Source organism: Streptomyces griseiscabiei, from assembly GCF_020010925.1.
GTDB lineage: Bacteria > Actinomycetota > Actinomycetes > Streptomycetales > Streptomycetaceae > Streptomyces > Streptomyces griseiscabiei.
Genome location: NZ_JAGJBZ010000002.1, coordinates 3902064 through 3923303 on the forward strand (window position 1 = coordinate 3902064; position 21240 = coordinate 3923303).

19 protein-coding genes, 1 tRNA gene and 5 pseudogenes are annotated in these 21240 nt (G+C 68.4%); 10 read left to right on the top strand and 15 right to left on the bottom strand.

What is annotated here, in order from left to right; genetic code table 11:
• Positions 1 to 219: 219 nt before the first annotated feature.
• A complete protein-coding gene (locus J8M51_RS33730; protein WP_086752399.1) occupies positions 220 to 1317 on the bottom strand; it encodes an ABC transporter substrate-binding protein in 1098 nt (365 codons plus the stop codon).
• A 285-nt stretch (positions 1318 to 1602) separates the two neighbouring features.
• Here J8M51_RS33730 and J8M51_RS46345 point away from each other — a divergent pair.
• Both J8M51_RS46345 and J8M51_RS46350 read left to right on the top strand, forming a co-directional pair.
• Positions 1603 to 2154: pseudogene (locus tag J8M51_RS46345) on the top strand (ABC transporter substrate-binding protein); the annotation flags it as partial.
• A 425-nt stretch (positions 2155 to 2579) separates the two neighbouring features.
• A pseudogene (locus tag J8M51_RS46350) lies at positions 2580 to 2882 on the top strand (transposase); the annotation flags it as partial.
• 67 nt (positions 2883 to 2949) lie between these two features.
• On the opposite strand, the pseudogene J8M51_RS33745 reads toward J8M51_RS46350, so the two are convergent.
• Both J8M51_RS33745 and J8M51_RS33750 read right to left on the bottom strand, forming a co-directional pair.
• Positions 2950 to 3555 (bottom strand): annotated as a pseudogene (locus J8M51_RS33745) (IS256 family transposase); the annotation flags it as partial.
• A 102-nt stretch (positions 3556 to 3657) separates the two neighbouring features.
• Complete coding sequence (locus tag J8M51_RS33750; RefSeq protein WP_086752397.1) at positions 3658 to 4203, bottom strand: IS1096 element passenger TnpR family protein; 546 nt, start codon at positions 4201 to 4203, stop codon at positions 3658 to 3660.
• Positions 4204 to 4377: 174 nt separating this feature from the next.
• Between J8M51_RS33750 and J8M51_RS33755 the strand changes: the two genes are divergently transcribed.
• The 7 genes and pseudogenes from J8M51_RS33755 (at position 4378) to J8M51_RS33785 (ending at position 9276) form a co-directional block, all read left to right on the top strand.
• Complete coding sequence (locus J8M51_RS33755) at positions 4378 to 5964, top strand: ISL3 family transposase (protein WP_267299183.1); 1587 nt, start codon at positions 4378 to 4380, stop codon at positions 5962 to 5964.
• A gap of 82 nt (positions 5965 to 6046) precedes the next feature.
• Positions 6047 to 6382 (top strand): annotated as a pseudogene (locus tag J8M51_RS33760) (transposase); the annotation flags it as partial.
• Between the two features lie 17 nt (positions 6383 to 6399).
• A pseudogene (locus J8M51_RS33765) lies at positions 6400 to 6684 on the top strand (transposase); the annotation flags it as partial.
• A 38-nt stretch (positions 6685 to 6722) separates the two neighbouring features.
• Positions 6723 to 7436 (top strand): prepilin peptidase, encoded by a 714-nt coding sequence (locus J8M51_RS33770; RefSeq protein ID WP_086757294.1) that lies wholly within the window; start codon positions 6723 to 6725, stop codon positions 7434 to 7436.
• A 202-nt stretch (positions 7437 to 7638) separates the two neighbouring features.
• The gene (locus tag J8M51_RS33775; protein WP_107473746.1) at positions 7639 to 8187 is read left to right on the top strand and encodes a hypothetical protein; all 549 of its coding nucleotides are present in this window, start codon (positions 7639 to 7641) and stop codon (positions 8185 to 8187) included.
• 93 nt (positions 8188 to 8280) lie between these two features.
• Entirely contained in the window at positions 8281 to 8397 is a 117-nt protein-coding gene (locus J8M51_RS33780) for a hypothetical protein (RefSeq protein WP_256965112.1), read from the top strand.
• A 486-nt stretch (positions 8398 to 8883) separates the two neighbouring features.
• Positions 8884 to 9276: an HIT family protein gene (locus J8M51_RS33785; RefSeq protein WP_218781455.1), complete on the top strand. Its 393-nt coding sequence runs from the start codon at positions 8884 to 8886 to the stop codon at positions 9274 to 9276.
• A gap of 3 nt (positions 9277 to 9279) precedes the next feature.
• Here the strand turns inward: J8M51_RS33785 and J8M51_RS33790 are convergent, their stop codons facing one another.
• The 11 genes from J8M51_RS33790 to J8M51_RS33840 all read right to left on the bottom strand — a co-directional run bounded on the left by J8M51_RS33790 (position 9280) and on the right by J8M51_RS33840 (position 18640).
• Positions 9280 to 10377: a UDP-N-acetylglucosamine--N-acetylmuramyl-(pentapeptide) pyrophosphoryl-undecaprenol N-acetylglucosamine transferase gene (locus tag J8M51_RS33790; protein ID WP_086757292.1), complete on the bottom strand. Its 1098-nt coding sequence runs from the start codon at positions 10375 to 10377 to the stop codon at positions 9280 to 9282.
• 113 nt (positions 10378 to 10490) lie between these two features.
• Positions 10491 to 10566, bottom strand: a tRNA-Ala gene (locus J8M51_RS33795).
• Between the two features lie 199 nt (positions 10567 to 10765).
• Positions 10766 to 12430: a proline--tRNA ligase gene (locus J8M51_RS33800; RefSeq protein WP_086757291.1), complete on the bottom strand. Its 1665-nt coding sequence runs from the start codon at positions 12428 to 12430 to the stop codon at positions 10766 to 10768.
• Complete coding sequence (locus J8M51_RS33805; protein WP_086757290.1) at positions 12427 to 13533, bottom strand: glycosyltransferase family 4 protein; 1107 nt, start codon at positions 13531 to 13533, stop codon at positions 12427 to 12429. Before J8M51_RS33805 ends, J8M51_RS33800 begins: the two co-directional genes overlap by 4 nt.
• Positions 13518 to 14261: a WbqC family protein gene (locus J8M51_RS33810; RefSeq protein ID WP_086757289.1), complete on the bottom strand. Its 744-nt coding sequence runs from the start codon at positions 14259 to 14261 to the stop codon at positions 13518 to 13520. Before J8M51_RS33810 ends, J8M51_RS33805 begins: the two co-directional genes overlap by 16 nt.
• Positions 14258 to 14983: a PIG-L deacetylase family protein gene (locus J8M51_RS33815; RefSeq protein WP_256965108.1), complete on the bottom strand. Its 726-nt coding sequence runs from the start codon at positions 14981 to 14983 to the stop codon at positions 14258 to 14260. The genes J8M51_RS33810 and J8M51_RS33815 overlap by 4 nt, the downstream gene beginning before the upstream one ends.
• A gap of 5 nt (positions 14984 to 14988) precedes the next feature.
• Positions 14989 to 15513 carry a dCTP deaminase gene (locus J8M51_RS33820; RefSeq protein ID WP_086757286.1) on the bottom strand — a complete coding sequence of 175 codons (525 nt, stop codon included), beginning with the start codon at positions 15511 to 15513 and terminating at the stop codon, positions 14989 to 14991.
• Positions 15510 to 16064 carry a dCTP deaminase gene (locus J8M51_RS33825; RefSeq protein WP_086757285.1) on the bottom strand — a complete coding sequence of 185 codons (555 nt, stop codon included), beginning with the start codon at positions 16062 to 16064 and terminating at the stop codon, positions 15510 to 15512. The genes J8M51_RS33820 and J8M51_RS33825 overlap by 4 nt, the downstream gene beginning before the upstream one ends.
• A complete protein-coding gene (locus tag J8M51_RS33830) occupies positions 16061 to 16873 on the bottom strand; it encodes a TauD/TfdA family dioxygenase (protein WP_256965106.1) in 813 nt (270 codons plus the stop codon). The genes J8M51_RS33825 and J8M51_RS33830 overlap by 4 nt, the downstream gene beginning before the upstream one ends.
• The gene (locus tag J8M51_RS33835; protein ID WP_086757282.1) at positions 16866 to 18044 is read right to left on the bottom strand and encodes a metallophosphoesterase; all 1179 of its coding nucleotides are present in this window, start codon (positions 18042 to 18044) and stop codon (positions 16866 to 16868) included. The genes J8M51_RS33830 and J8M51_RS33835 overlap by 8 nt, the downstream gene beginning before the upstream one ends.
• Complete coding sequence (locus J8M51_RS33840) at positions 18032 to 18640, bottom strand: rRNA adenine N-6-methyltransferase family protein (protein ID WP_179203178.1); 609 nt, start codon at positions 18638 to 18640, stop codon at positions 18032 to 18034. Before J8M51_RS33840 ends, J8M51_RS33835 begins: the two co-directional genes overlap by 13 nt.
• A gap of 228 nt (positions 18641 to 18868) precedes the next feature.
• On the opposite strand from J8M51_RS33840, the gene J8M51_RS33845 reads away from it, so the two are divergent.
• A complete protein-coding gene (locus J8M51_RS33845; RefSeq protein WP_086757278.1) occupies positions 18869 to 20197 on the top strand; it encodes a helix-turn-helix transcriptional regulator in 1329 nt (442 codons plus the stop codon).
• A gap of 212 nt (positions 20198 to 20409) precedes the next feature.
• Here the strand turns inward: J8M51_RS33845 and J8M51_RS33850 are convergent, their stop codons facing one another.
• Positions 20410 to 21138, bottom strand: a complete 729-nt coding sequence (locus J8M51_RS33850; RefSeq protein ID WP_267299683.1) for a hypothetical protein — start codon at positions 21136 to 21138, stop codon at positions 20410 to 20412.
• Positions 21139 to 21240 lie beyond the last annotated feature (102 nt).

Here is a 21240-nt window from a genome sequence, read left to right on the forward strand (position 1 = left end):
CGCCCGGGGCCCCGGCGACGGGGCGGCGGGTTCTCGGAGTCGATCCCCGCGGTCGCGTGGCGTGGAGGGGGACACCGTACGCGGATGCCGACCGCCGAAGAGACCGGACAACCGATCAGTGACGCTTTTCCTCTTCACGGGACGTTCCTCCGGCGCGGTGCACGGGGCGGTGGCATCGGGAGGGCGAGGTCACGCGGGCCGGGGCCGGCTCCCGCCGTGTCAGGGCCGCGCCCATTTCTGCCAGCGCTTGGTCACGGCTTCCAAGTTCTTCACCCACCAGTCGACGTCGAGGTCGAAACCGGTGTAAAGGTGCTCCGGGGAGCTGGCCAGGTCAGCGGCCTCTCTGGGCAGGTACCTGTAGGCGGCGGGCACGACCGGGCCCATGGGATAGGCCTTGGCGAAACCGGACTGCACCTCGGGGCGCAGGGCGAAGTCGATGAGCCGGTAGGCGGCGTCGACGTTACGTGCGCCCTTGGGGATGCCGAAGCCGCTGCTCTGGCGACGGGCGCCGTTCCACTGGTACGCCAGCGGTGTGCCCTGCTTGATGAGCGCGTTCGGGCGGCCGTGCCAGACGCTGGAGAGCAGGACCTCTCCGCGTTCCAGCAGGTCACCCGGCGTGGCCCCGTCGACCCAGAATTCCCGTACGTCGTCCCTTACGGCGTCGAGGACGCGGAAGGCGCGGTCGATGTCGAGGGGATAGAGCCGGTCGAGGGTGACTCCGTCGGCGAGGAGGGCGAACTCCAGCTCCGGCGGGCCCGCGTCCGGGCTCTGCAGGGCCCGGCCGCCCGGAAACGCGCCCGTGTCCCAGAAGTCCGCCCATGACCGGGGCGCTCTCCCGTCGAACTGGTCGGTTCGGTAGGCCATGACGCTGGCCCAGTAGTTCTTGCCGATGCCGTGGGAGGCGAGCAGGGAGTCGGCGATGCCGGCGTTCCTCGCGTTCCCCAGCCGGTCGTAGTCGAGCTCCAGCGTGGCGTCGGCCCTCGCGAAACGAGCCAGCGCGCTCATGTCGATGTCGATGAGGTCGAACTGCGGCCGGCCCTCCTTGATCTGCGCGAGCATCTGCGCGTACCGGGGGATGTTGACCACATCGACCTCGATACCGGTCTCTTTGCTGAATGGCTCGTAGACCGCCTTGCGGTTTGCTTCACCGTAGGCGCCGCCGATGTCGCGGACGACGAGCGTCTTGCTGCTCCTGGGGGCGTCGCCGCTGTTTCGGGCACGGTCACCGCATGCGGTGATGGACGTGACGGCGATGCCTGCCGCGGCTCCGCCGATCGCGCGCAGGATTGCCCTGCGGCCGATCCTGACGTCCGTCACGTCTGCCTCCCGCGAAGCCGGGTTGCGGTGCCCACCGGCGGGACTGTTCACGGGGGCGCCGCCAAGGCTTTGCTGCAGAGGCGCAAGCCGGATTATGGGCCAGCCGGGTCGGGTTTGTCCGGTCACGTCATGGTAAAGCCATCCGTCGAGGATGGCGTGATCTGTACCCCGAGCTCATCCGTTGAGAATTCACTACCGAGGTAGATCAAGTTAGGCTTGCCTTATGTGCTGGCCAGGTCCCCTCGCCTCCATGGCGCACAGTCCTCAGGGCACCCCCGCTCTCGCATGACAGGACCCCATGCGTTCGACCTTCCGCGGTCTCGCTTGACGCTTGCTCTCACCCCGCTGCCGGCCGGCTGTTTCGTGGCCGGCGAAGAGGGATCCGGTTCGGGCAAGGAAGGCGGGTCGGCCGGATGGCTGCGGGTCGCTCTCGCGGTGCCGCCGGTGCAGGTGCTGTCGCCCTACAGCAACGACGCCACCGTGCTGAGCAAGCTCTCCGTGGCCGAAGGACTCACCGCCCTGGACGAGAACGGCGCCGCCGTGCCCGTGCTGGCGAAGTCCTGGAAACACGCCGACGCCACCACCTGGACCTTCGAGCTGCGCGAGGCCACCTTCCAGGACGGCACGCCGGTGACCGCCGAGTCCGTGGTCAACGCCCTCGGCCACGCGAACGCAGCCGAGCCCAAGCCCCGCGTCCTCAGCGATGTCGCCCTCACCGTGAAGGCGGAAGACGCCGACACGGTCACCATCGGCACCAAGGACGCCGACCTGGTGCTCCCGCTGCGCCTGGCCAGCCCGGCGCCGGCCGTCCTGGCCGGCAAGGCGTACGGCAAGGGCGGCACGGTCAGCCCGATCGGCACCGGGACCGGCCCCTTTAAGATCACGAAGCTCACCGGCAAGTCAAAGGCGCCAATGCCCTGCGCGGCGGCGATGTCAACATCGCCGAGTGGATTCCCACCGCCCAGGCGAAGCTGCTGGACGCGAAAGCCCGTCACGAGGTGCCGTCCGTACGGACCGACAGCCTCGTCCTCAACACCGGCGGCGGCCTCTTCACCGATCCGGCACTGCGCGCGGCCGCCGCGAGGCCGTCGACGGTTCGGCGCTCGTCGACTCGGTCTTCGGCGGGTTCGCCGACCCCGCGCAGGGTCTTTCGGGCCCGCCGTGTCATGGGCGGTGCCCGCCGACCAGCGCGTCCAGGTCACCGGCCGGGCCAAGCCCGCGACCCCCGCACAGGTCAAGGCCGAGACGAAGGGCAAGACCCGTGCCCCGAGATGGCCCAACTGGCAGCAGGCATCAGGGGTTTCGCACCTCTCCTTGTATCTCACGGCGACGATACCGACGCGCCGGCGCGCTGGATCAGCCAGGTCGGCGGCGTCGACCTGCCCCACCTGCACGCCTTCACCCGAGGTCTGGAGCGAGACCTCGACGCCGTAATCGCCGCCCTCACGCTTCCTTACAGCAACGGCTCCACCGAGGGTGTCAACACCAAGACCAAACGGATCGCGCGCCAGATGCACGGACGGGCAGGCTTCTCCCTGCTCCGCCACCGCATCCTCCTCGGATAACGGCACGCTCCGTCACCACCGAATATGAGACAGGGCCAATTTAACGGCTGATCTTGATTGTTGATGGTCAGTTGTTGCTCGGGGTCAGGCGTCCCTCGAAGGCGATCTGGAACGCGTTGAGGGGTGCTTTCCAGCGCATGGTCCACCTCTTGCGGCCCTTCCCGGTCGGGTCCAGGCTCATCAGTGCCATGTAGATGCACTTGAGGGCGGCGGCCTCGTTGGGGAAGTGCCCGCGGGCGCGAACAGCTCGGCGGATGCGTGCGTTGACGCTCTCGATCGCGTTCGTGCTGCAGATGACCTTGCGGATCTCGACGTCGAAGGAGAGGAAGGGCACGAACTCGGCCCAGGCGTCGGACCACAGCTTCACGATCGCCGGATACTTGTGGCCCCATGCCTCCTGGAACTCCAGGAAGCGTTCCGTGGCGGCGTCCTCGCTGGGAGCGGTGTAGACCGGTTTGAGTGCCTTGGCGACCTTGTCCCAGTCCTGACGGGCGGCGTAACGGAACGAGTTCCGCAGCAGATGCACCACACACGTCTGGACGATCGTGCGAGGCCAGACGGTCTCCACGGCCTCGGGCAGACCCTTGAGCCCGTCACAGACCAGCATGAGCACGTCGTCCAGACCGCGGTTCTTGAGCTCGGTGAACACGTGCAGCCAGTACTTTGCTCCCTCTGTCAGCGGCCAGTTAGATTTCCCCACGCGCGGCCACTTCGTCTCCCCACCACGGCCACTTCAATTCCCCACTGGCGGCCACTTGGTGTACGCAGCGTGACGTCATCCCCGGCGGTGTTCGCCCCACCACGGCAGGATCGGAGGCAGGTCGCTGAGGCCGCGGACCGGCCGCTTCGGCATCGGCGACTCCCCATCATCCCCGTCCCACCGGCGCGCGTACTGGTCCGGGAGGGTGCCCCAGCCCCAGTAGGGAACCGGGCGGTCGGGCACCTCGCCGAGTTCCTCAAGGGGATCAATACGCTTCTCCGCCACCGTGCACAGGTGCGCCCAGTCATCGCCCATGTCGAAGACATAGGCGAACTGTTCGCCAGCCTGCAGCCTGCTCAGCTTGGTCACATGGCCGTCCACGGTGCCGTCCGGGGCCTCGCCGTCCCACCAGTCCAGGGGGCTGATGTGGGTGGCGCCGGACAACGTGAACAGGTGCAGGTGAGACAAGTCCCAGCGCGCGAAGGCGAGATCGATGGCCGAGGCGAGCTGCGCGAAGGAGTGCGACCGAGCAGCGGCGAACACCCGGCCGGGACGCGGCCAGAGGTCCGCACCGTGACCGGAAACCAACTCCACCCGGATCGACAGCCAGGTACGAGCCACGTCAAAACCCCCTCTGCCAGATTCGCGAGCCGACACCGAGGCTACTGACTGTGACAGCCGACTGGGGAATCGAGCTGACCGTACATGGGGAATTTCTAGGTTCAGGCCGCGATTCCGTGAATCCCCAGGTCATCGCCCGACTGCGGGAACGTTTCTTGTGGGGATTGCCCTGGCATGGGGGTTGTGGCGGTCGAGGATGTGCTGTTTCCCGGGATCGATGTGCGAGTCACGGCGGTGCACGTCACTGCAGAGAGAGTCGCCGTCGAGGCCACGTCATGCGGGCGACCACCTCCCTGTCCAGACTGCGGCTGTCCGGGACGTCGCGTGCACTCTCGATACGTGCGCCGGATAGCCGAACGCCCGGCTGCGGGACGGCCGTTGGCCATCTCGCTCAGCGTGCGTCGGTTCTTCTGCGACCGGCCCGAGTGCCGCCGGCGGACGTTCGTCGAGCAGGTCTCGGAGCTGAGCGAGCGGTACCGGCGTCACAGCGTCGGGCTGCGGCGATGGATGCAGGCCATCGCAACGTTCCTGGGCGGACGCCCAGGTGAACGCCTGTGCCAGGCCCTGCAGTTACCCACCGGCCGCACCTACCTGCTGGGGTTGCTCACTGCCCCGGCAGTGCCCGAGCGGTCGCCTCGGGTGCTGGGTGTTGACGAGTTCGCCTTCCGCAAGGGCTGGCGTTACGGCACCGTCCTGGTCGACATCGAGGCGGCCCAGGTCGTGGACGTCCTGCCGGACCGGGACGCGGTGACCTTCGCTGCCTGGCTGCGTGAACACCCCGGCGCGGAGATCATCTGCAGGGACCGGGCCAGCGCCTACTCCAAGGCCGTCCGCGACGCCGCCCCCGGCGCTCAGGAGGTCGCCGACCGATGGCACCTGCTGCACAACCTCTCCTCCGCGGTCGAGAAGACATGCCACCAGCACCGCCCCTGCCTGCGCAAACAGGCCGAAGCCGACCAAGACGCAAAGCCCAGGCGGATCATCAATCCGCTTCCTCCGCCGACTCTGCCGCCCACAAAGATGGCCGTCCGTACCGTCGACCGGTACTCGGACATCCACCGCCTGCTGGCACAGGGGCACACCATCTCCGAGATCGCCCGGCGACTGCACCTGGACCGCAAGACCGTCCGCCACTTCCGCGACACCGGCCTCGACGAGCTGCTGGCCTCCGCCCGGTGCGGCCGCCCCAAGGGAGTGCTGGAGCCGTTCACCGCCTACCTCACCGAACGGTTCACCGACGGCGTGACCAGCCCGACCGACCTCTTCCGCGAGATCCGCCAACGCGGCTACCAGGGCAGCGATCTACCCGTGCGCCGTTACGTGGCCGGACTCAAGACCGGGACCGTCGAACCCGCCCGCGGAGCCATCCCGAGCCCACGCAAGATCACCACTTGGATCATGGTTCCCCGCAGTGCCCTGAAGCACCAAGAGGAGGACGAACTCCTCAAAGTCCGGCTGGCGTGCCCGGACATCGCCCGGGCCTGCGACCTCGCCTGGACCTTCCACGACCTGGTCCAACACCGGCGCGGTCACCGGCTCTTGGAGTGGGTCCGCCAAGCCGAGCACGACGCACCCGCCCCGGTCTTGTCCTTCGCGCAGAGTCTGTGCCTCGACCTCGACGCGGTCACCGCCGGCCTCACACTGCCGTGGAGTTCGGGCATCGTCGAAGGCCACGTCAACCGCATCAAGACCATCAAGCGGACCATGTACGGCCGAGCCTCGTTCCGCCTCCTCCGCACCCGAATCCTGCTCCGATCATGATCTGCGGATTCACGGAATCGCGGCCTGAACCTAGAAATTGCCGTCGCCCACAACAGGTTCCGAGCATTGCTCCCGCTGCGCTCTGTTGATCGCCGCCGGCGACAATCCGGAACGGCTGGCCAGCGAAGCATCGTTCGCTGCTCTATGCGGCGTCAGCCCGGTCGAGCAGTCTTCCGGAAAGACGCAGCGACGGAGACTGAACCGCGGAGGAAACCGGCAGGCCAACGCTGCCCTCTACCGCATCGTCATCACTCGCCTTCGCCGTGACACCCGCACACGTCTCTACCTTGAGCGACGGACCAAGCATGGAATGTCGAAACGCGAGATCACCCATTGCTTCAAACGCTACGTTGCTCGCGAGATCTACGGTCAGATCCAGCGGACGCCAACTCTTGGAGTCCCGTCTGCTGCTGCTTGACGCAACATAGGGGCATCTTGAACGTGCACAAGGACCGCCGACTGAGGGAGTTCATCGACACCCACGCCTGGATCACCTGCTACTTCCTACCGCCCTATGCACCTGACCTCACCCCTGTCGAGGGCATCTGGTCACCGCTGCGGCGCAGCAGCCAGGCCAACACCGTCTTCACCGACCCTGACCACCTCATGAGCGCGCTTCGGCACGGTCTCCGCCAGATCCACTACCGCAGCAACCTCATCGACGGATGTCTCGCCGAAACCGGACTCACTTTGACGACATCACGGCACCAACGTCAGTAGAGCCAGTTAGGCTCCGGCTGGTGGAGAGGTTCTGGGGCATGGCGATGGCGGTCGTGTGGGGTGTGGGTACCGGCCTGCTCATACCGCGTGCTGCGTACCGACTTTCCGTTCCGCGCGGCGAGCCGTGGCGAGAAGCGTGTCCCGCCGGTCACCCGATCGTCGGTGCGGGCCGCGGATGGCTGGGGCGGGCCCGCTGTCGCGACGGCGGCTCCTACGGACCCAGAACGCTCTTCCTCGCCGCTGTCACCGCCATGCTCTGCGCTGGCCTGGCGGCCGCCGTCGGCGCGCGGCCGGAACTGGTGGTCTGGCTGCTGCTTGCACCGACCGGCGTGCTGCTCGCCACCGTGGACTTCATGGTGGAACGGCTGCCTGACATCGTCACCCTGCCCTCCGCCGTGATCACGCTGACCCTGCTGGCCGTGGCGGAACAGGTGCCCGGCGCCGGTGGCAGCTGGATCACCGCGCTGTTCGGCTCCCTCACGCTCAGCGCCTTCTTCCTCGGACTCTTCCTGACCAGTCCTCCGCGCTTCGGTTTCGGAGACGTGAAACTGGGCCTGACCCTCGGGGCTGTGACCGGCTGGTACGGGTGGGACATCCTCGTCGCCGGCACCTTCGCGGGCTTCCTGCTCTTCACGCTTTACGGCCTCAGTCTCATCGTGACGCACCGGGCCGACCGCAAGTCGGCTCACCCACTTGGACCGTTCCTCCTCACAGGCGCCTGTGCTGGCGTGCTCCTCGGCGCCGTCGCCTGACCAAGGCGACGTCCTCCATGCCCAGCCGCCGATGCGTAGGGGGTCGACCAGAACTTCGGCACTGACGGATCGGGGAGATCTATGCTGTGCAGGTTGCGGAGCTTGGTGTGCGTTGCTTCGGCCGGTGGCCACGACGGTCACGGGTGCTTCCCTGCGAGAATGTGCTGCCCACACCGGACGAGGCCATCGGAGAGCGACAGGTATGACGTATGGCTTCCTGACCGCGTCTGTCATCAGGGCCGAGGACGGACTCATCGGCCACATCCGGCAGCACGCCGAGCTTGCCCAGGACGCCTACCGCGGGACGGAGGGCTGGAAGCACCGGAGTCTGTTTCATCTCCTGCTGGCTGTGGGCCGCCGGTTCACTCCGGTGCCCAGCCCTGATGATCTGATCGGCATGCCGGCCCGGCTCTGCTACAGCAACGCCGCCCGCTACGCCCTCGCTCATCGTGACGAGGGTTTCGTGTACACCGAGGGGTTTGCCTGCACCCCTGTCGGGCCTGCCGTATATCTGCCGCACGCCTGGGTCGTGCGTCCTGACGGGACTGTGCTGGACCCGACCTGGCATGACACGCCGGGCCGGGCCTACATCGGCATTCCGGTCGCTGACTTCCGACTATGGCCCGTTGAGAGCGGCGGACTCCTCCAGGATTTCCCACGCCACCTGCCCCTGCTGCGCGACGGCTTCCCTCTCAACGCGGTTGATGATCGCGGACGAACTCTCGCAAGCAGTGCGGACCTGGGCGGGTGACGGTCTCGACGCCTTCCTCCCCTCGTTGGCCGAGGACTTCCATGGCAAGGAGCGAGTGACTGGCGCTCTCTGGGCAGCGACCTGACCGTCTCCGTGGAACACGGCCCGGGCAGCCACGTCCACCCGACGTTGTGCATCCACGCCCGGCCTCCGTCTGGGGACTGGCACTTCGAAGCCACCACCGGCGGCGGGCCTTGGACAGAGGCGTGAACAGGCCGGGCGCGCTGTCAGCGCGATAGAGCGGGGCCATGTACAGACAGGCTCATGCCGCAGATGTGACGGCATCACTGGCTGTAGGCCGAGCGGGAAGGGGGGGGCGATAAACCGGCCAGTTGGGGTAGCTGGCCGGGTCATCTCTGTCGTAGGCGACATCGGCGTCAGCTAAGCCTGGGCGTTCTAGGTGACGGGGGATTCCCGTCCTTGAGTAGATGGCAGCCAGCCTGCTGCCATCCTCGGTTGCCTCGCGGGAAGGCGACATCTACTCGCAGCCAGCCGCTTGTGTGGCGCACGCGGGTGAGGTACCCAGGCGAACTCCTGTTCCTCGGTGGCAAGTTCGGTGAGGACGGGATGACGCGCGGTGTTCCTCTTTCGCCGTTGTGTTTGACTGCGGAAGGGGCAGGTGTTTGGTGGGTGCGTGGTGTGGCCGGCCGTTAGTCTTGCGCCCAGATCACCGAGAGATATGGAAAGTGACGAACTGTGACCCCTGCTGTTGCGGCCCCTGTGAAGGTCTCGGACTTCTACTGTCACCAGGCCATTCCTGGCCTCGTGGAGATCGAGCGGGTGATGGAGACGGACCGGGTGCTCGCGTTTCATCACACCAAGCCGTCACACCCGGTGCACATCGTGGTGGTGCCCAAGGAGCACGTTCCGTCGCTTGTGGATCTGGGGGACGGTGGCCCCGAACTGCTGGCGGAGGTGATGGACGTGGTGGCCAAGGTCGCGGACCAGGTACGTGAGAAGCACGGCGCCGCCTCGGTGACCACCAACGTCGGCCTGTACCAGGAGTCCAAGCACCTGCACTGGCACGTCTGTCACCGCGGTGAGAGCGACGAGCAGATCCTCGGGATGTACGGCCACGGTGACGACTGACGGCTAGCGAGCCCGGCGGCTCCGCGGCCGGGCGGCGGCCAGGGTCTGCTCGGCGATGCGGCTTGCCGCCTGGTGGATGACGGCGGGGTCCGGCCGGCGGAAACTCGCGTGGGCGTCGGCCAGGTGGAGGCAGGCGGCGACGAGTGCGGCCCCGCCGGTGAGGGCGTCGTCGTCCTGGATGACGTGGCAGCGTCCCTCGTGGCGCCGTGCGTAGGCCTCGGCGTTGACCAGCTGGTCACCGCGGCTGACGCTGGCCGGCAGCGGGATGAGGACGGCGCGCTTGCCGAGCGCCTCCAACTCGGCCAGGGTCGTCGCCCCGGCCCGCCCGATGACCAGGTCGGCCAGCCACAGCGCGTCGGTCATCTCCTGGTGGAGGTACTCGAACTGCCAGTAGCCGGCCGTTGCTTCGAGAGCCGGGTCGAGGTTGCCCTTCCCACACACGTGGATCACCGCGAACCGGCCGAGGAGCTTGTTCAGTTGGCTGCGTACGGCGTCGTTGATGCGGGCGGAGCCGCTGCTACCGCAGAAGATGAGCAGGACCTCGGCGCCGGGCCTGATACCGAGCCGGCTGCGCAGCTGGCCCGGGTTGCCGTCGCCGAGGTCGTGCCGTAGGGGCAGGCCGGTGACGACCGTCTTGCGGGCGAGCCAGCGCGGTGGCTTGGACCGGGCCGGTTCGGAGAGGCAGACGCGGGCTGCCATGCGGGCGAGGATCCGGTTGGCGAGACCGAGGGAGTGGTCGGACTCGTGGATGACAACCGGAACGCGGCACAGCCAGGCGGCGATGCCGACGGGGACGGTGACGTAGCCGCCCTTGCTGAACACGGCGTCGGGACGCTCGTGGTGCATGGCACGCCGGGCGGCGGCGATACCGCGCAGGACGGTGAAGGGCATCCGGATGTTGCTCCATGACCCGTAGCGCTTCAGGCCGGCGGAGGGGACCGAGCGGAAACGGATATTGGCCTTCTGCGCGTACTCGTGCTCGATGCTTCCGTGCCGCCCGAGGAACACGAGTTCGTTCCCGCTCTGGGTGAGCTGGGTGGCGACGGAAAGAGCCGGAACGACGTGCCCGGCGCTGCCGCCACCGGTGATCGCAATTTTCATCAATACCGTTTCCGGGTTCGCATGACCGATGCAGGGGAGTTCGATATTCCTTCAGCGCTACTCCGCGCCCGTTTACGGTCTTTGACTGGTCGGGGCGCGAAGTAGGGGCTGACTGGTCGGGCCGGCCGGATTTGAACCAGGCTCCTCGGCAACGCTTTTGCCGTGCTCCACCGCTTGAGCTACGACCCGTCCACTGTGGTGGGCATCACGCTAGGGGCTTTCGTGTTCAAGCGTCAACAGGATCGAAGGAATGTTGGATGAGTTTTCGTCAGTTCTCGTTTGCGTGAATGGATGGCTGTTTATCCGTCCGTGGGCATGGTGAATAGCGTCGCCGCGACGGCTGTTGCGGCGACGCTATTCGGTCCGCTCTGGCGGTGTCTCTCGGTGGTTATCCGCAGGTGGCGAGTTGGGGAATGTGGCTTGATTCGGTGATGGTGGTTCGTCCGGTCCAGCGGCTGATGACTTCGACTTCCTCGGCGGGACGGTCGGGGGAGAGCACGGCGACGTGCGGCAGGCCTAGGAGGCGGGCGTAGCGGAGTTTCTCACCGGTGGGCAGGGGCCGGTCGTCGACGAAGAGGCCCACGCCGCGGGCGGTGAGGTCGTCCACGAGGCGGTCGGCGCGTTCCTGCATGTGCGGTTGGTCGGCGCGCAGCACGGTGAGATGGACGTCGGCCGGGCCGGTTCCGGGCTTCCAGCGCAGGCCTTGGTGGTCGCGGTGGAGGTCGGCGGCGGTCTGCATACAGCGAGTGATGCCGATGCCGGAGCAGGCCATCCAGGGCACGGCCTGGCGTCCGGTGTGGTCGGTGAAGGCAAGTTTCATCGGCTGGGAGTACTGGGTGCCCAGCTCGAAGACGTGAGCGACTTCGACGGCCCGAACGGCGCGGTGGGTTCCCGGGCACAGGGTGCAACGGCTGCCGTCCGAGGCCTCGGCGAGGTCGCGGCCTACGGCCTTCAGGGCGCGTAGCCCCTTGTCCCCGTTCCAGGTCACGCCGCCTCGCAGTCCGTCGCCGCCGTCAGAGATGGAGAACTCGTCCAGGCCGACGGCGGAATGGTCGAACAGCAGGAGCGCGTCGGGGCTGTTGGCGGCATCCCACGGGGTGAGCGTTCCGGCCTCTTTGCCGAGGAGGCCCGGCAGGTCCTGCGGTTCGATGAGGCTGACGCGCGAGGCGCCCGTGGCGGCGGCGACCTTGCGGGCGCTGACCTTGAGATCGGAGCGGACGTTCACGGCGGCCGGCTGGATGACGCCGTCCGGATGGGTGAGGGTGAAGACGATCACGTTGACGACGGGTGCGTCGGATGGCGGTGCGGGTCGCGCGGCGGTGACGGCGCCGTCACCGCGGTTTCCGCAGTGGTCGCAGGCGACGATGGTGCTCTGCCCGGTGTCGGACAGCACCAGGTGCTCGGTGCTGGGCCCGGCGGAGATGGCGCCGCCGTCGGCGGCAGCCCGGAACACTCCGCTCAGTCCCATGCCGGTCAGGGCTGCGGTGCAGGCGGAGTTGAGGAAATCCACCGATTCGCGCATGCCGTCGGCGGATGCGTCGAAGGTGTAGGCGTCGGCCATGGTGAACTCGCGGCCGCGCATCAGCCCGCCGCGTGGGGAGAGTTCGTCGCGGAACTTGCTCGTGGACAAGGACAGCCGTACGGGCAGATCCCTGAAGGAGCGCAAGTGCTCGCGGACCGTGGCGGAGGCGATCTCTTCCGAGGTCGGCGCGAGGCACATCTCTTCTCCGCTGGAGCTGCGCACCGTCAGTAGAGCGCCTTCGTGCTGGTATGCCTGCCAGCGGCCGGTCTCTTCCCACAGTCGGCGGCTCTGCAGGGTGGGGGCGGCGAAGGTGAGCGCGCCGCGCTCCTCGAACGCGCGGCGGGCGATCGCCGACATCCGGTCGTGGACGCGCAGGCCCAGTGGCAGGAGGGTGTGGACGCCTGTGGCGCCGGTGCGGGCCACCAGACCCAGGTGGTACAGCAGGTCGAGAGCGGAATCGGTGGTCTCGCCCGCGCCGCGGCGGACTGGCGGCCACAGTCGGCTGGCATACAGGGCAGTGGGGGTAGTCATCGGCGCCCCTCGATCATGGAATGGGACAGGCGGGCCATCTGTGCGGCAGTGTTGGTGATGGTGTGCAGGCGGGCGTTGGCCGCGGCCGCACGGTGCAGGTCCTGGCGCAACGTCTGGTCGGTGGCCACGCGGTCGATAAGCGTGGCGAGCGCCGGTGCGTCGCCGCTCCGGTAGGCCAGGCCGCCGTCGCCGAGGGTGTAGTCCAGGCCCGGAAGGTCGCCGTAGAGGACGGGCAGGCCGTGGGCCTGGGCTTCGACGGCGACCAGGCCGAAGGCCTCCAGATGGCGGGTGGTGAACACCAGCGCGTCGAATCCGGTGAACCGCTGCCACAGTTCCTCGCGCGGAAGGAACAGCTCGAAGGTGACCTGAGCACCCAGGCAGAGACGCTCGACGCACTCCTTGAGCAGCGGGAGCTCGCTGCCGCTGCCGATCACGGTGAGGTGGTGCTTGTCCTTGGTGAGGGCGAGGGACTCGATCGCGGTGATGGTGGACTTGTTGGCGTCCAGGCGCCCGGCGTGCAAGAGGTTCAGCCGGTGCCCGGGCCGGGGCGTGGCGGTCGGCGCGGGTGGAAGGGGGACACCCCAGGGGACGGTCGTCAGCCGGTCGGTGTAGGCGTGGCGGGTGAGCCGGTCCACCTCGAAGCCCATGGCCGTGTTGGGGACGACGACCTTGGTGCTGGCCGCCACGATCTCGGTGAGGACGTTGGGGGCCTGCTCGCTTTCGGTGGCGGCGATGACGTCGGTGCCGTGCGCGATGGACACCAAGGGGGTGGTGCCGGCCGCGCGCGCGAACGCGAGCGCGAGCCCGAACCCGAGGTGCTGGGCGTGGATGATGTCAGGCTGGTGCGCGCCGATCAGGTCGGCGACCTCGTCGGTCAGCTGGGCTGCGTAGGCGTCGAAACCCGGGCCGTAGGGCTGCTTGTCGGCGGCGAGCAGGACGGTCTCGGGGAAGTGGTGCCTCCAGGTGCCGCTGCCGGGCAAGCCCGCGAACACAACCCGGAAGTCGCCGCCGAGCCTCTGGTAGACGTCGCTGCACCAGATCGCCGACCCGCACGAGGGCTCCATCGGCAGGTCGATCCCGGTCAGGATCAGCGGGAGTTGCATGTCGCACTTCCCCTTTCGGCGTGCGGGAGGTAGGTGTCGAACGAGGTACGCAGCAGCGCGGAGGTACCGGCCCACCCCAGGGCGCACACCGCGTCGATGACGGACAGCCCCGCGATGAACTCCTGGCGGGGCCACGCCTGGACGTACCGCGGATGGCGATCGGTGAACTCGTTCCACCTGACCGACAGCCGGTGGCGTTCCAGCTCACGGGTGTCGAGGTAGCCGCGGGTGCCGGATCCGGCCCACAGGATCCCTTCGCCGGCGGCCGCGCAGATCTGGGCCAACCGCTCGGTTTTGTCGGCTGCGGTGATCTTCATCTGGGATGTGCGCATGAAACGCGCCCGGGAGCCGAGCGCGGTCGCGAGGGCGGTGATCAGGTCGATGTTGAGGTCGGCCAGATATCCGTGGCGGGCCGTCAGCGCCGGGCCCAGCACGTTCAGGGCCTCGTCGACGTAGGCGGTGCGGGCGTAGGCGAGGCGGATCTGGCGCAGCAGTGTGTCGGGGTCGAAGGAGGGTGCGATCCGGGTGTCGTTGATGAGCCGGCCGCTCTGGCGTGCAACGGGCACGGTCAGCCAGGCAACTCCGTCGGCGGTCTTGATGCGGTTGCGGTTCTGCCAGCCGCCCTGGGTGTACTGCACGTCGTCGTAGAAGGCGACCGTGTCGCAGCCGAGCAGAGCCTCACAGAACCCCAGCCATGGGGCGAAGGGCGGCTGTTCGATGTAGATCAAGGTCGGGCGTCCTCTCGCGAGGGAGCGAAGGTGAGGGTGAGAAGGGTGGCCTCGAAGGCCTCGAAGGCACGTCCCGCAGCTGCGGCCTCCGGGCGCAGGGACCATCCGGCCTGGGCGGCGCGGTGGCGGGTGTACCTCTCGCTCAGGTACCAGCGCCCGCCCTGGCTGTGGTGCGAGTCCAGGGCGCGGACCTTGTCGTCGACGACGTCGGTGACGTCGACGAGGACGGTCGGATGGAAGCCGGAACGGGGGGCGTGGGGTTCGCCGTGGAGCACGGTGTGGCAGGTCGGCACACGGGTGGCGGCGTTCGCGGCGGCCGCGGCGACCGCCAGGTGGTCCTGGTGGTCGTTGGCCGCTCGCGGGCTGTGGGTGATGAGCAGCGTGCACCCCAGCCGCTTCAACTCGCTCTCCACCAGGGAGATCAGGTTCAGGTCGGCCACCAGCGCGCCGTCGGTCAGGTGGAGGAAGACCATGTCGATGCCGGTGTCGTGCCAGGCTGCCGCGACCTCCTTCTCCCGTTCGTCCTCGGTGAGTTGACGGCCGGCGCCGGCGTCTGCGATCGATACGCCGTTCGCGCCGTGGGTGACGACGACGACCGACACCATGGCGCCCGCCTCGCGGGCCTTGCGCAGCGTGCCGTAGCACAGCAGCTCGGCGTCGTCCGGGTGGGCGACCACGGCGACCACCCGCTTCACCGGGCCAGCGGGGGAGGCGGGGGACACGGGCGTCACCGGGCCTCGAAATCACGGTGGACCAGCGACGGCCGGGGCCCCTGGGACCCCTGGTACTTCCCGTCGTAGAGGACGATCTCTCCCTGCGGGACCCAGAAGGTGACCTGCCCGATCAGCAGCCCGGGATAGATCTTCACGCGCTGCACGGCGTGCAGTTGCAGGGTGAGCTGCCCGTGGGAGCCGAGGTCGATCAGGTCGGCCGTGCAGTGCACGAACAGGCCCAGGCGCGCGATCGAGGAGCGGGCCCGGATGATCGGCACGTAGGAGTCGCTGCCGATCTCCTCACGAGTGGAGGCCAGGTAGATGCGATCGGGCTCAAGCACCATGCCCTCGCCGGGGATGGGGTGGGCCTCGAACGAGTTCTCGCGGGCGCAGTCGAGAACCTCGCTGGTGTACCAGCCGATGTGATCGCCGAGGTGGAAGTTGTAGGAGTTCGGCTGGACCATCCCGGCGTCGAAGGGACTGATACGAATGGCCTCGGCCTTGACCTGCGCCGCGATCTCGGGACCGGTGAGGATCATGCAGCCACCCCCGGCCGCACGCACGCTGCGCCGAGGCCGGCGGCCACGGCCGGCGAGCACGGGGCGGGCTCGCTGATGTGGGCGTAGTGCCCGGTGTAGGGCTGTCGGTCGCCGACCGGCGCCCAGAAACTGACCTGCCCGATCCTCATCTCCGGGTAGACCCGCAACGGCTCGACGACCTTGATCTCCAGCGTCCACCGGTGAGCGGGGCCGAGCTGGCCGAGGTCGGCGGAGATCTGCAGGAACATACCCAGCCGACCGAGCGAGGACCGGCCGATCAGACTCGTCACGAACTCGGTACTGCCGAGGGTCTCCACGGTCGCGCCCAGGTACACGACCCCTGGGCGCAGGACATACCCCTCGTCGGGCACCTCGATCGTGGCTGTCTCGGCCGGGCACGTCGGGTCGGCCGGATCGCTGATGACCTGCTTCAGCGTCCTGCCGAGGCGGTAGTTGTAGCTGTTGGGGTTCAGCAGATCCGCGTCGAACGGGGCGATGGTGATCTGCCCGCCTTCGACCGACGCCCGGATCGCGGTGCCCGTGAGGATCATCGTGTCCCTCCCAACTCTCCCGCGCCGACGTAGCTCTGCCGCAGCAGCCGCCGTTCGTCGGCGTCGTAGCAGTCCTGGCCGTCGCCGAGCGGCATCCGGCCGTGCGCGTAGCGGTGCTGGTCGAAGACGAGCAGATCGCCCGGCATCAGACGGATGGTCGAGCGGCAGGCGACGACGGCGTCGACGAACCGGCCGAACGCCGCGGCGGTCGCCTCGGGCTCCTCGACGTCGACGAGCTCGCCGCGCTCAAGGTGCGGGTGGGCCTTGGCGGTGAACCGGATCGGCGCACTGCCGTCGATGTGTTCCGGCAGGACGGGGAACCGCTCCATGCTCTCGCCGACGCCGTGCACGTCCTGGTCGGCGAAGTATGCGAAGACCGGCTGGGCCAAAAGTGTGCGGTCGCCGTCCGAAAGGGAGCGAGCAGCCTGCCAGAGGTCGGCCAGCGCCGACGCTCCACCGCCCAGCGGGTCGGCGCGGACGCAGTACAGGGCGATGTAGCGGGGGAGACGGTCACGGTCGACCATGTCGACGTGCAGCCGGTTCTCTCCAACGCCGTGCGTTCGCCCGGGGTCGGCGGCCAGGCTGACTGTCAGGTCGCTCCAGCAGCCGTCGCCCGGGTACACGGACAGGACGGGGCCAAGGCCGGAGAGCAGACTCAGCCCGAGTTCCAGGTTCAGCGTGTGGTCCTGCCCGTCGAACCGGACCAGGGCTCGTCCGCTGCCCGGGCCGGTGACGACGTTGGCGAGCTGGCCGCTTGCGTGCGGGCCATGGGTCAGGTCGCGGCCATTCAGGGTCAGCACATCACTCATGAGGACTCCGAACGAGATCGGTGAGGGTGTCGCGCAGGGTGCGCAGAGGATGGACGGGGCGGGCGGCCAAGCCGAATCGGCCGGCGAGATAGCCGGTGGTCGCGACCGTGACCGGGCCCGGAACAGCATCAGAGGTGGCGGCGATGAGTTCCTCACCAAGGGCGTGAGCACGAGCTGCCAGGGCGTCGAGCGGGTACTCGACGTCCAGGACGACAAGATCACTGTCGAACGGGGCGCAGGCCATCACGTCCCGGCGCGTCACGGTCTGCGCCAGGCCGCCGCGCAGGGTGTAGAGGTTGAGTACAAACGCCTGTACATCGAGGCTGCGGCGGGCCTGCTCGGCGAGGCCGCCCGCGACGTCGCGGCGAGTGGCCAGCGGCGTGTCCAGGGTGCCGAGCAACTCGTTGCCCCATGTCGCGTACGCGTCCAGGTCGGCATCCAGGCCGTCTCCGGACGGAGGGCAGGGCGGACATGCGTCCTGGGCGATGCTGTGCGAGCCGGCCGGATCGAGGGCAAGGCGCAACAGCCCCGCTCCGCCCGCCGGCGGTTTGGCGACGTGGCGGCCTGCCTCCGTCCAGTGTGACCACGGCGAGTGGCAGTGTGCGGACACGACCATGTGCAGCGGCCAGCCGGCGTTCTGGTCGGCGACATCGGCAAGGAACCCTGTGTGGCTGACCCCGATGACGATGTCGGCGCCGGCTTCCCACAGCCTGTCCGCCTCCGCGCCGATCATTTCCGCTGTGGGGTCACAGTACGAAAAGCCGGCCCGCTCATGATGGGGGATCGTCTCGAAGGCCTGCCGCCCCAGATAGCCGATGACGCCCAGACGGTGCGTGCCCCGCTGAAGAATCAGTCCGCTGACCCAGCGGCCCTCAAACGCGGCAGGCGGACGGAGGTTGGCGCAGATCACGGGAGGGAAGCGACCCGGAGCCCGCAACCGCAGCAGATCGGGAAGGTCATGGTTGCCGGGCACGACCGCGTCGTACAGCTCCGACAGGAGCCGCTCCTCCACCCGTCCCTGTGAGAAGGCGTGGAAGGCGTGGCCGGAGAAGAAGTCCCCCGCGTCCACGACCACGGCGCCGTTCTCCTTCGCCGACCGCGTGGCAGCGAGCGCAGCACGGCCGTCGGGGAGGGCGGAGTGGAAGCAGCCGGTGGCGATCACTTCGAGCATGGTCGGGTCCTGCCGATCGCCACCACGCGCAGGACCGACGGCGCCGGCGGGTAGAAGTCGGCCCGCGCGATGCCGTCGACCTCCTCGACCCGCAGGCCGGTATCCCCGTCGGCCGCCAGCTGCTCGGCGGCGAGCGCCGGCATCACCACCAGCCCGCGCGCCAGCGTCGGCGAGCCGAACGCGTAGCGGACCAGAGAAGCGGCCAGTTCCGGGGCGAACGGCATGATCGACAACAGCGTGGAGCCCGCCTCCAGGCCGTGGTCGAGATCGACGTCGCGGACGTCGTCGATCGTGATCCGGGCGCGATCGCCGAACTCGTCGAGCCTCTGCTCCAGTTGGGCCTGCAATCGGTGGTCCTTCTCCACCGCCCAGATGGGGTGGCCCGCCGCGGCGATGGTCGTGGAGAGCGTGCCCAGTCCGGCGCCGACCTCAAGGACTTGGGCTCCGTTCGGTATCTCCGCCCGCTCCAGGAGGCGGAGGGCTGAGTCGGGCGACCTCAGGAAGTGCTGACCGAGGTCTGTGCGTATCTGGAACCCACTGGCCGCGAAGTCGTCGGCGAGTATCGGGGGTGTGCCGAGGAGCGGTGACTGCTGCATCACTGAGTTCCCTTCACGATGCATGCACGCGACGCCGGTGATCGGCGTACTGGTAACGGAGACAAGTCCTCAGCCCATCGGTGCTGGTCCGGACCGTCCTTGGGATCGCTGGAGTGATCGAGTGTCGGGCAACTGTGCGTGCGGCAAAAGGAGTTGGCGGTAGTCCCGCAGTAGTCCCTGTCGGTTCGTAGCTACGCTCAGAGCAGGCACGGTTGATTGGATGGCGACGTGGCCGAGAAGACGCATCCGCTGGCACGGGCTCGGATGGCGCGTGGGATGACAGCAGTTGATCTTGCCCGGGAGATCCGTGACGCTGCCGAACGCCGCGGCCTGAGATCGGGCGTCGACAAGCAGCGTGTTTACAAATGGGAGACGCAGGGGGTCACCCCCGACGCCGACTCTCAGATCTATATCGCCGAGGTATTCGGGGTCCCTGCCGCAGCGGTGGATCCTCGCTCGTGGCCGAACTGGTTGCCGGGTGTCGGCGGCATGGTGGTCCCCCTCGGCCAAGCCAGTCCGGTACCGGCCCTCCGAGAGGCATTGCGAACGACCATGGAACGCTCTTCCCGCCGCACTTTCCTGACCGCGATCTCCGGTAGTTCTCTGGTCACGCTGGCCAGCACCTGGGCGTCGCCCGATTCCTGGGCTGTGACAAACGATCCGGAGCTCGGCACCAAAGCCGTCGGGGACGAGGTGGTGATCCTGCTCGAAGAGACCAGCGCCCGCCTGGCCACCCAAGCGACCGAGCAGCGCCAGCACACCGCGCCCTTGGTCGACGCCCTGCTCACCACGGTCACGGACATCATCGCAGGCAGCCGGTACAGCCGGTCGGTCAAGCTGCGTCTCCACGTGCTCGCCGCGAGCCTGAGCCAGACCGTGGGCTGGCACCGGTTCGACTACGGGTTGCACGCTGAGGCGAGCCAGTACTGGATCGCAGGCCTGCACAGCGCCCACACCGGAGGCGACCGCGACATGGGCGCGGCTCTCCTCGGCGACCTCGCCTACCAGGCCTCGTGGCGCGACGACCCGCGCACGGCCGCCGGCATTCTCGAACGAGCCTTGTCCGGCACCCGTCACCCGGCTGCCCAGTCGCTTCTCCAACTCCGTCTCGCGCGTGCCCTGGCGGCACAGGGCGAGCGGCGCGCCACCCTGCGGGCTCTCACCGCAGCGGAGCACCTTCTTGACGCCTCGTCCCAAGAACCCGTGCCGGCCTGGTGCGTGTGGATGTCCAGCGCCGATCTGGCCGTCGACTCGGGGCAGGCCCTGCTCGACCTGGGCGACACGCGCCGTGCCCATCAACTCATTAGCGAGGGCCGGAAGCTGCTGCCGCCCAGCCGCGACAAGACGCGCGGCGTCTTCCGTGCCTACGAGGCCCGCAGCCACCTCAACCTGAGAGAGCCCGAACGCGCGGCCACGGCCGCGATGGAAGCACTTCAGGTCGCGCAGCGCATCGGAGCCCCGCGCTGCGTCGACCTTGTCCGTGATCTCATTCCGGCGTTCGAGGCCTATTCCCACGCTCAGGGGGTCGGCGAGCTTCTGGATCAAGTCGCTGCCTAACGCCCGCGTGATCGGGCTCAAGGGTCCGGGTTGTGCGCGCGGCGGGGGCGCGGCCTGCCCCAACTGGTGAGGGAGCGAGGGACATCTCAAGGGGTGTTCCTCGCGTTGCTGAAGCCGCAACACCAGCCCATCGTGCGCGGCCAGAGCGTCTTCGCCTTCCCCACCCCGCATGCCCCGCTGATCCACAGGATCGTCCTTGGCGCCCATCTCGTTCAGGCCTGCTGCGGGTCGGCTCGAACGGCGGCCAGATGCACGTTGGCTGGCCCGGTGCCGCACGAAGCGCCGTCAATCCCGTAGACGCGGATCACGTTGATGCACATCACCGCGGCGCTGACCGTGTCGAGTGCGTCAGCGCCGAGTGCGATGCGGCGCACCCCATCGATCTGCCAGCCGTACGGCAGCCTCGCGAGCCGCTCGCTGACGACTGCCCCGCTCCTTTCATCTCCTTCCCTGTCCGCCTTGGCCTTCCAGTCGTCTCCGGCGGGTGGTACGGGCAGGCCCTGGGAAACGTGGCGGGTGGCCCGCTCCACGGCTTCGTCGAGCGGCATCCGGTGCAGGTAGCGGTGTCCACGCTGTCCGCCCAGGACCAATACCCGCCATTCCGGCGGAAGGCGATCGAGTGCGTCCAGGAGGACTGCGGCGGCGTCGCCGTGGCGGAGCCGCCGTGGCGAGGAGGGATCCCACAACCGTGTCATCTCTACAACGCCATCCGTGAGTTCACTCGCAGTACGTGCGACGGATGCGGTCGCACGTACTGAGTTGGCGCGGGCCAGGAGCCCGTACATCGCGGCGCGATCGCACGCCGCCAGGCCTTTCCAGATCTGGCGAGCGCGCAGTTCGTCCCAGGTAAGGAGGGTGGCATCGTGGGCAGCAGACTGGACGGCAGCCATTGAGTGCTGGTCGACCGCGGCCAGGACAGCCAGCGCGGCGTTGATGCGCATGGCCCGGGCAGGGTTCTCCATCAGGGCGCCGTCACGGTGATACGAGCAGGGTCCCGGATGCGCGCTGAACAGGGAGCACGGTTGCCATTGACCCTCGCCGAG

Bases quoted from the DNA above. Each gene is read 5' to 3' on its own strand.
- J8M51_RS33805 (WP_086757290.1), bottom strand. From the start codon at position 13,533: ATGCAACTCCCGCTGATCCTGACCGGGATCGACCTGCCGATGGAGCCC.
- J8M51_RS33850 (WP_267299683.1), bottom strand. From the start codon at position 21,138: ATGCGCATCAACGCCGCGCTGGCTGTCCTGGCCGCGGTCGACCAGCAC.
- J8M51_RS33755 (WP_267299183.1), top strand. From the start codon at position 4,378: ATGGGGGTTGTGGCGGTCGAGGATGTGCTGTTTCCCGGGATCGATGTG.
- J8M51_RS33770 (WP_086757294.1), top strand. From the start codon at position 6,723: ATGGCGATGGCGGTCGTGTGGGGTGTGGGTACCGGCCTGCTCATACCG.
- J8M51_RS33775 (WP_107473746.1), top strand. From the start codon at position 7,639: ATGACGTATGGCTTCCTGACCGCGTCTGTCATCAGGGCCGAGGACGGA.
- J8M51_RS33820 (WP_086757286.1), bottom strand. From the start codon at position 15,513: ATGATCCTCACCGGTCCCGAGATCGCGGCGCAGGTCAAGGCCGAGGCC.
- J8M51_RS33835 (WP_086757282.1), bottom strand. From the start codon at position 18,044: ATGCTCGAAGTGATCGCCACCGGCTGCTTCCACTCCGCCCTCCCCGAC.
- J8M51_RS33825 (WP_086757285.1), bottom strand. From the start codon at position 16,064: ATGATCCTCACGGGCACCGCGATCCGGGCGTCGGTCGAAGGCGGGCAG.
- J8M51_RS33840 (WP_179203178.1), bottom strand. From the start codon at position 18,640: ATGCAGCAGTCACCGCTCCTCGGCACACCCCCGATACTCGCCGACGAC.
- J8M51_RS33830 (WP_256965106.1), bottom strand. From the start codon at position 16,873: ATGAGTGATGTGCTGACCCTGAATGGCCGCGACCTGACCCATGGCCCG.
- J8M51_RS33790 (WP_086757292.1), bottom strand. From the start codon at position 10,377: ATGAAAATTGCGATCACCGGTGGCGGCAGCGCCGGGCACGTCGTTCCG.
- J8M51_RS33800 (WP_086757291.1), bottom strand. From the start codon at position 12,430: ATGACTACCCCCACTGCCCTGTATGCCAGCCGACTGTGGCCGCCAGTC.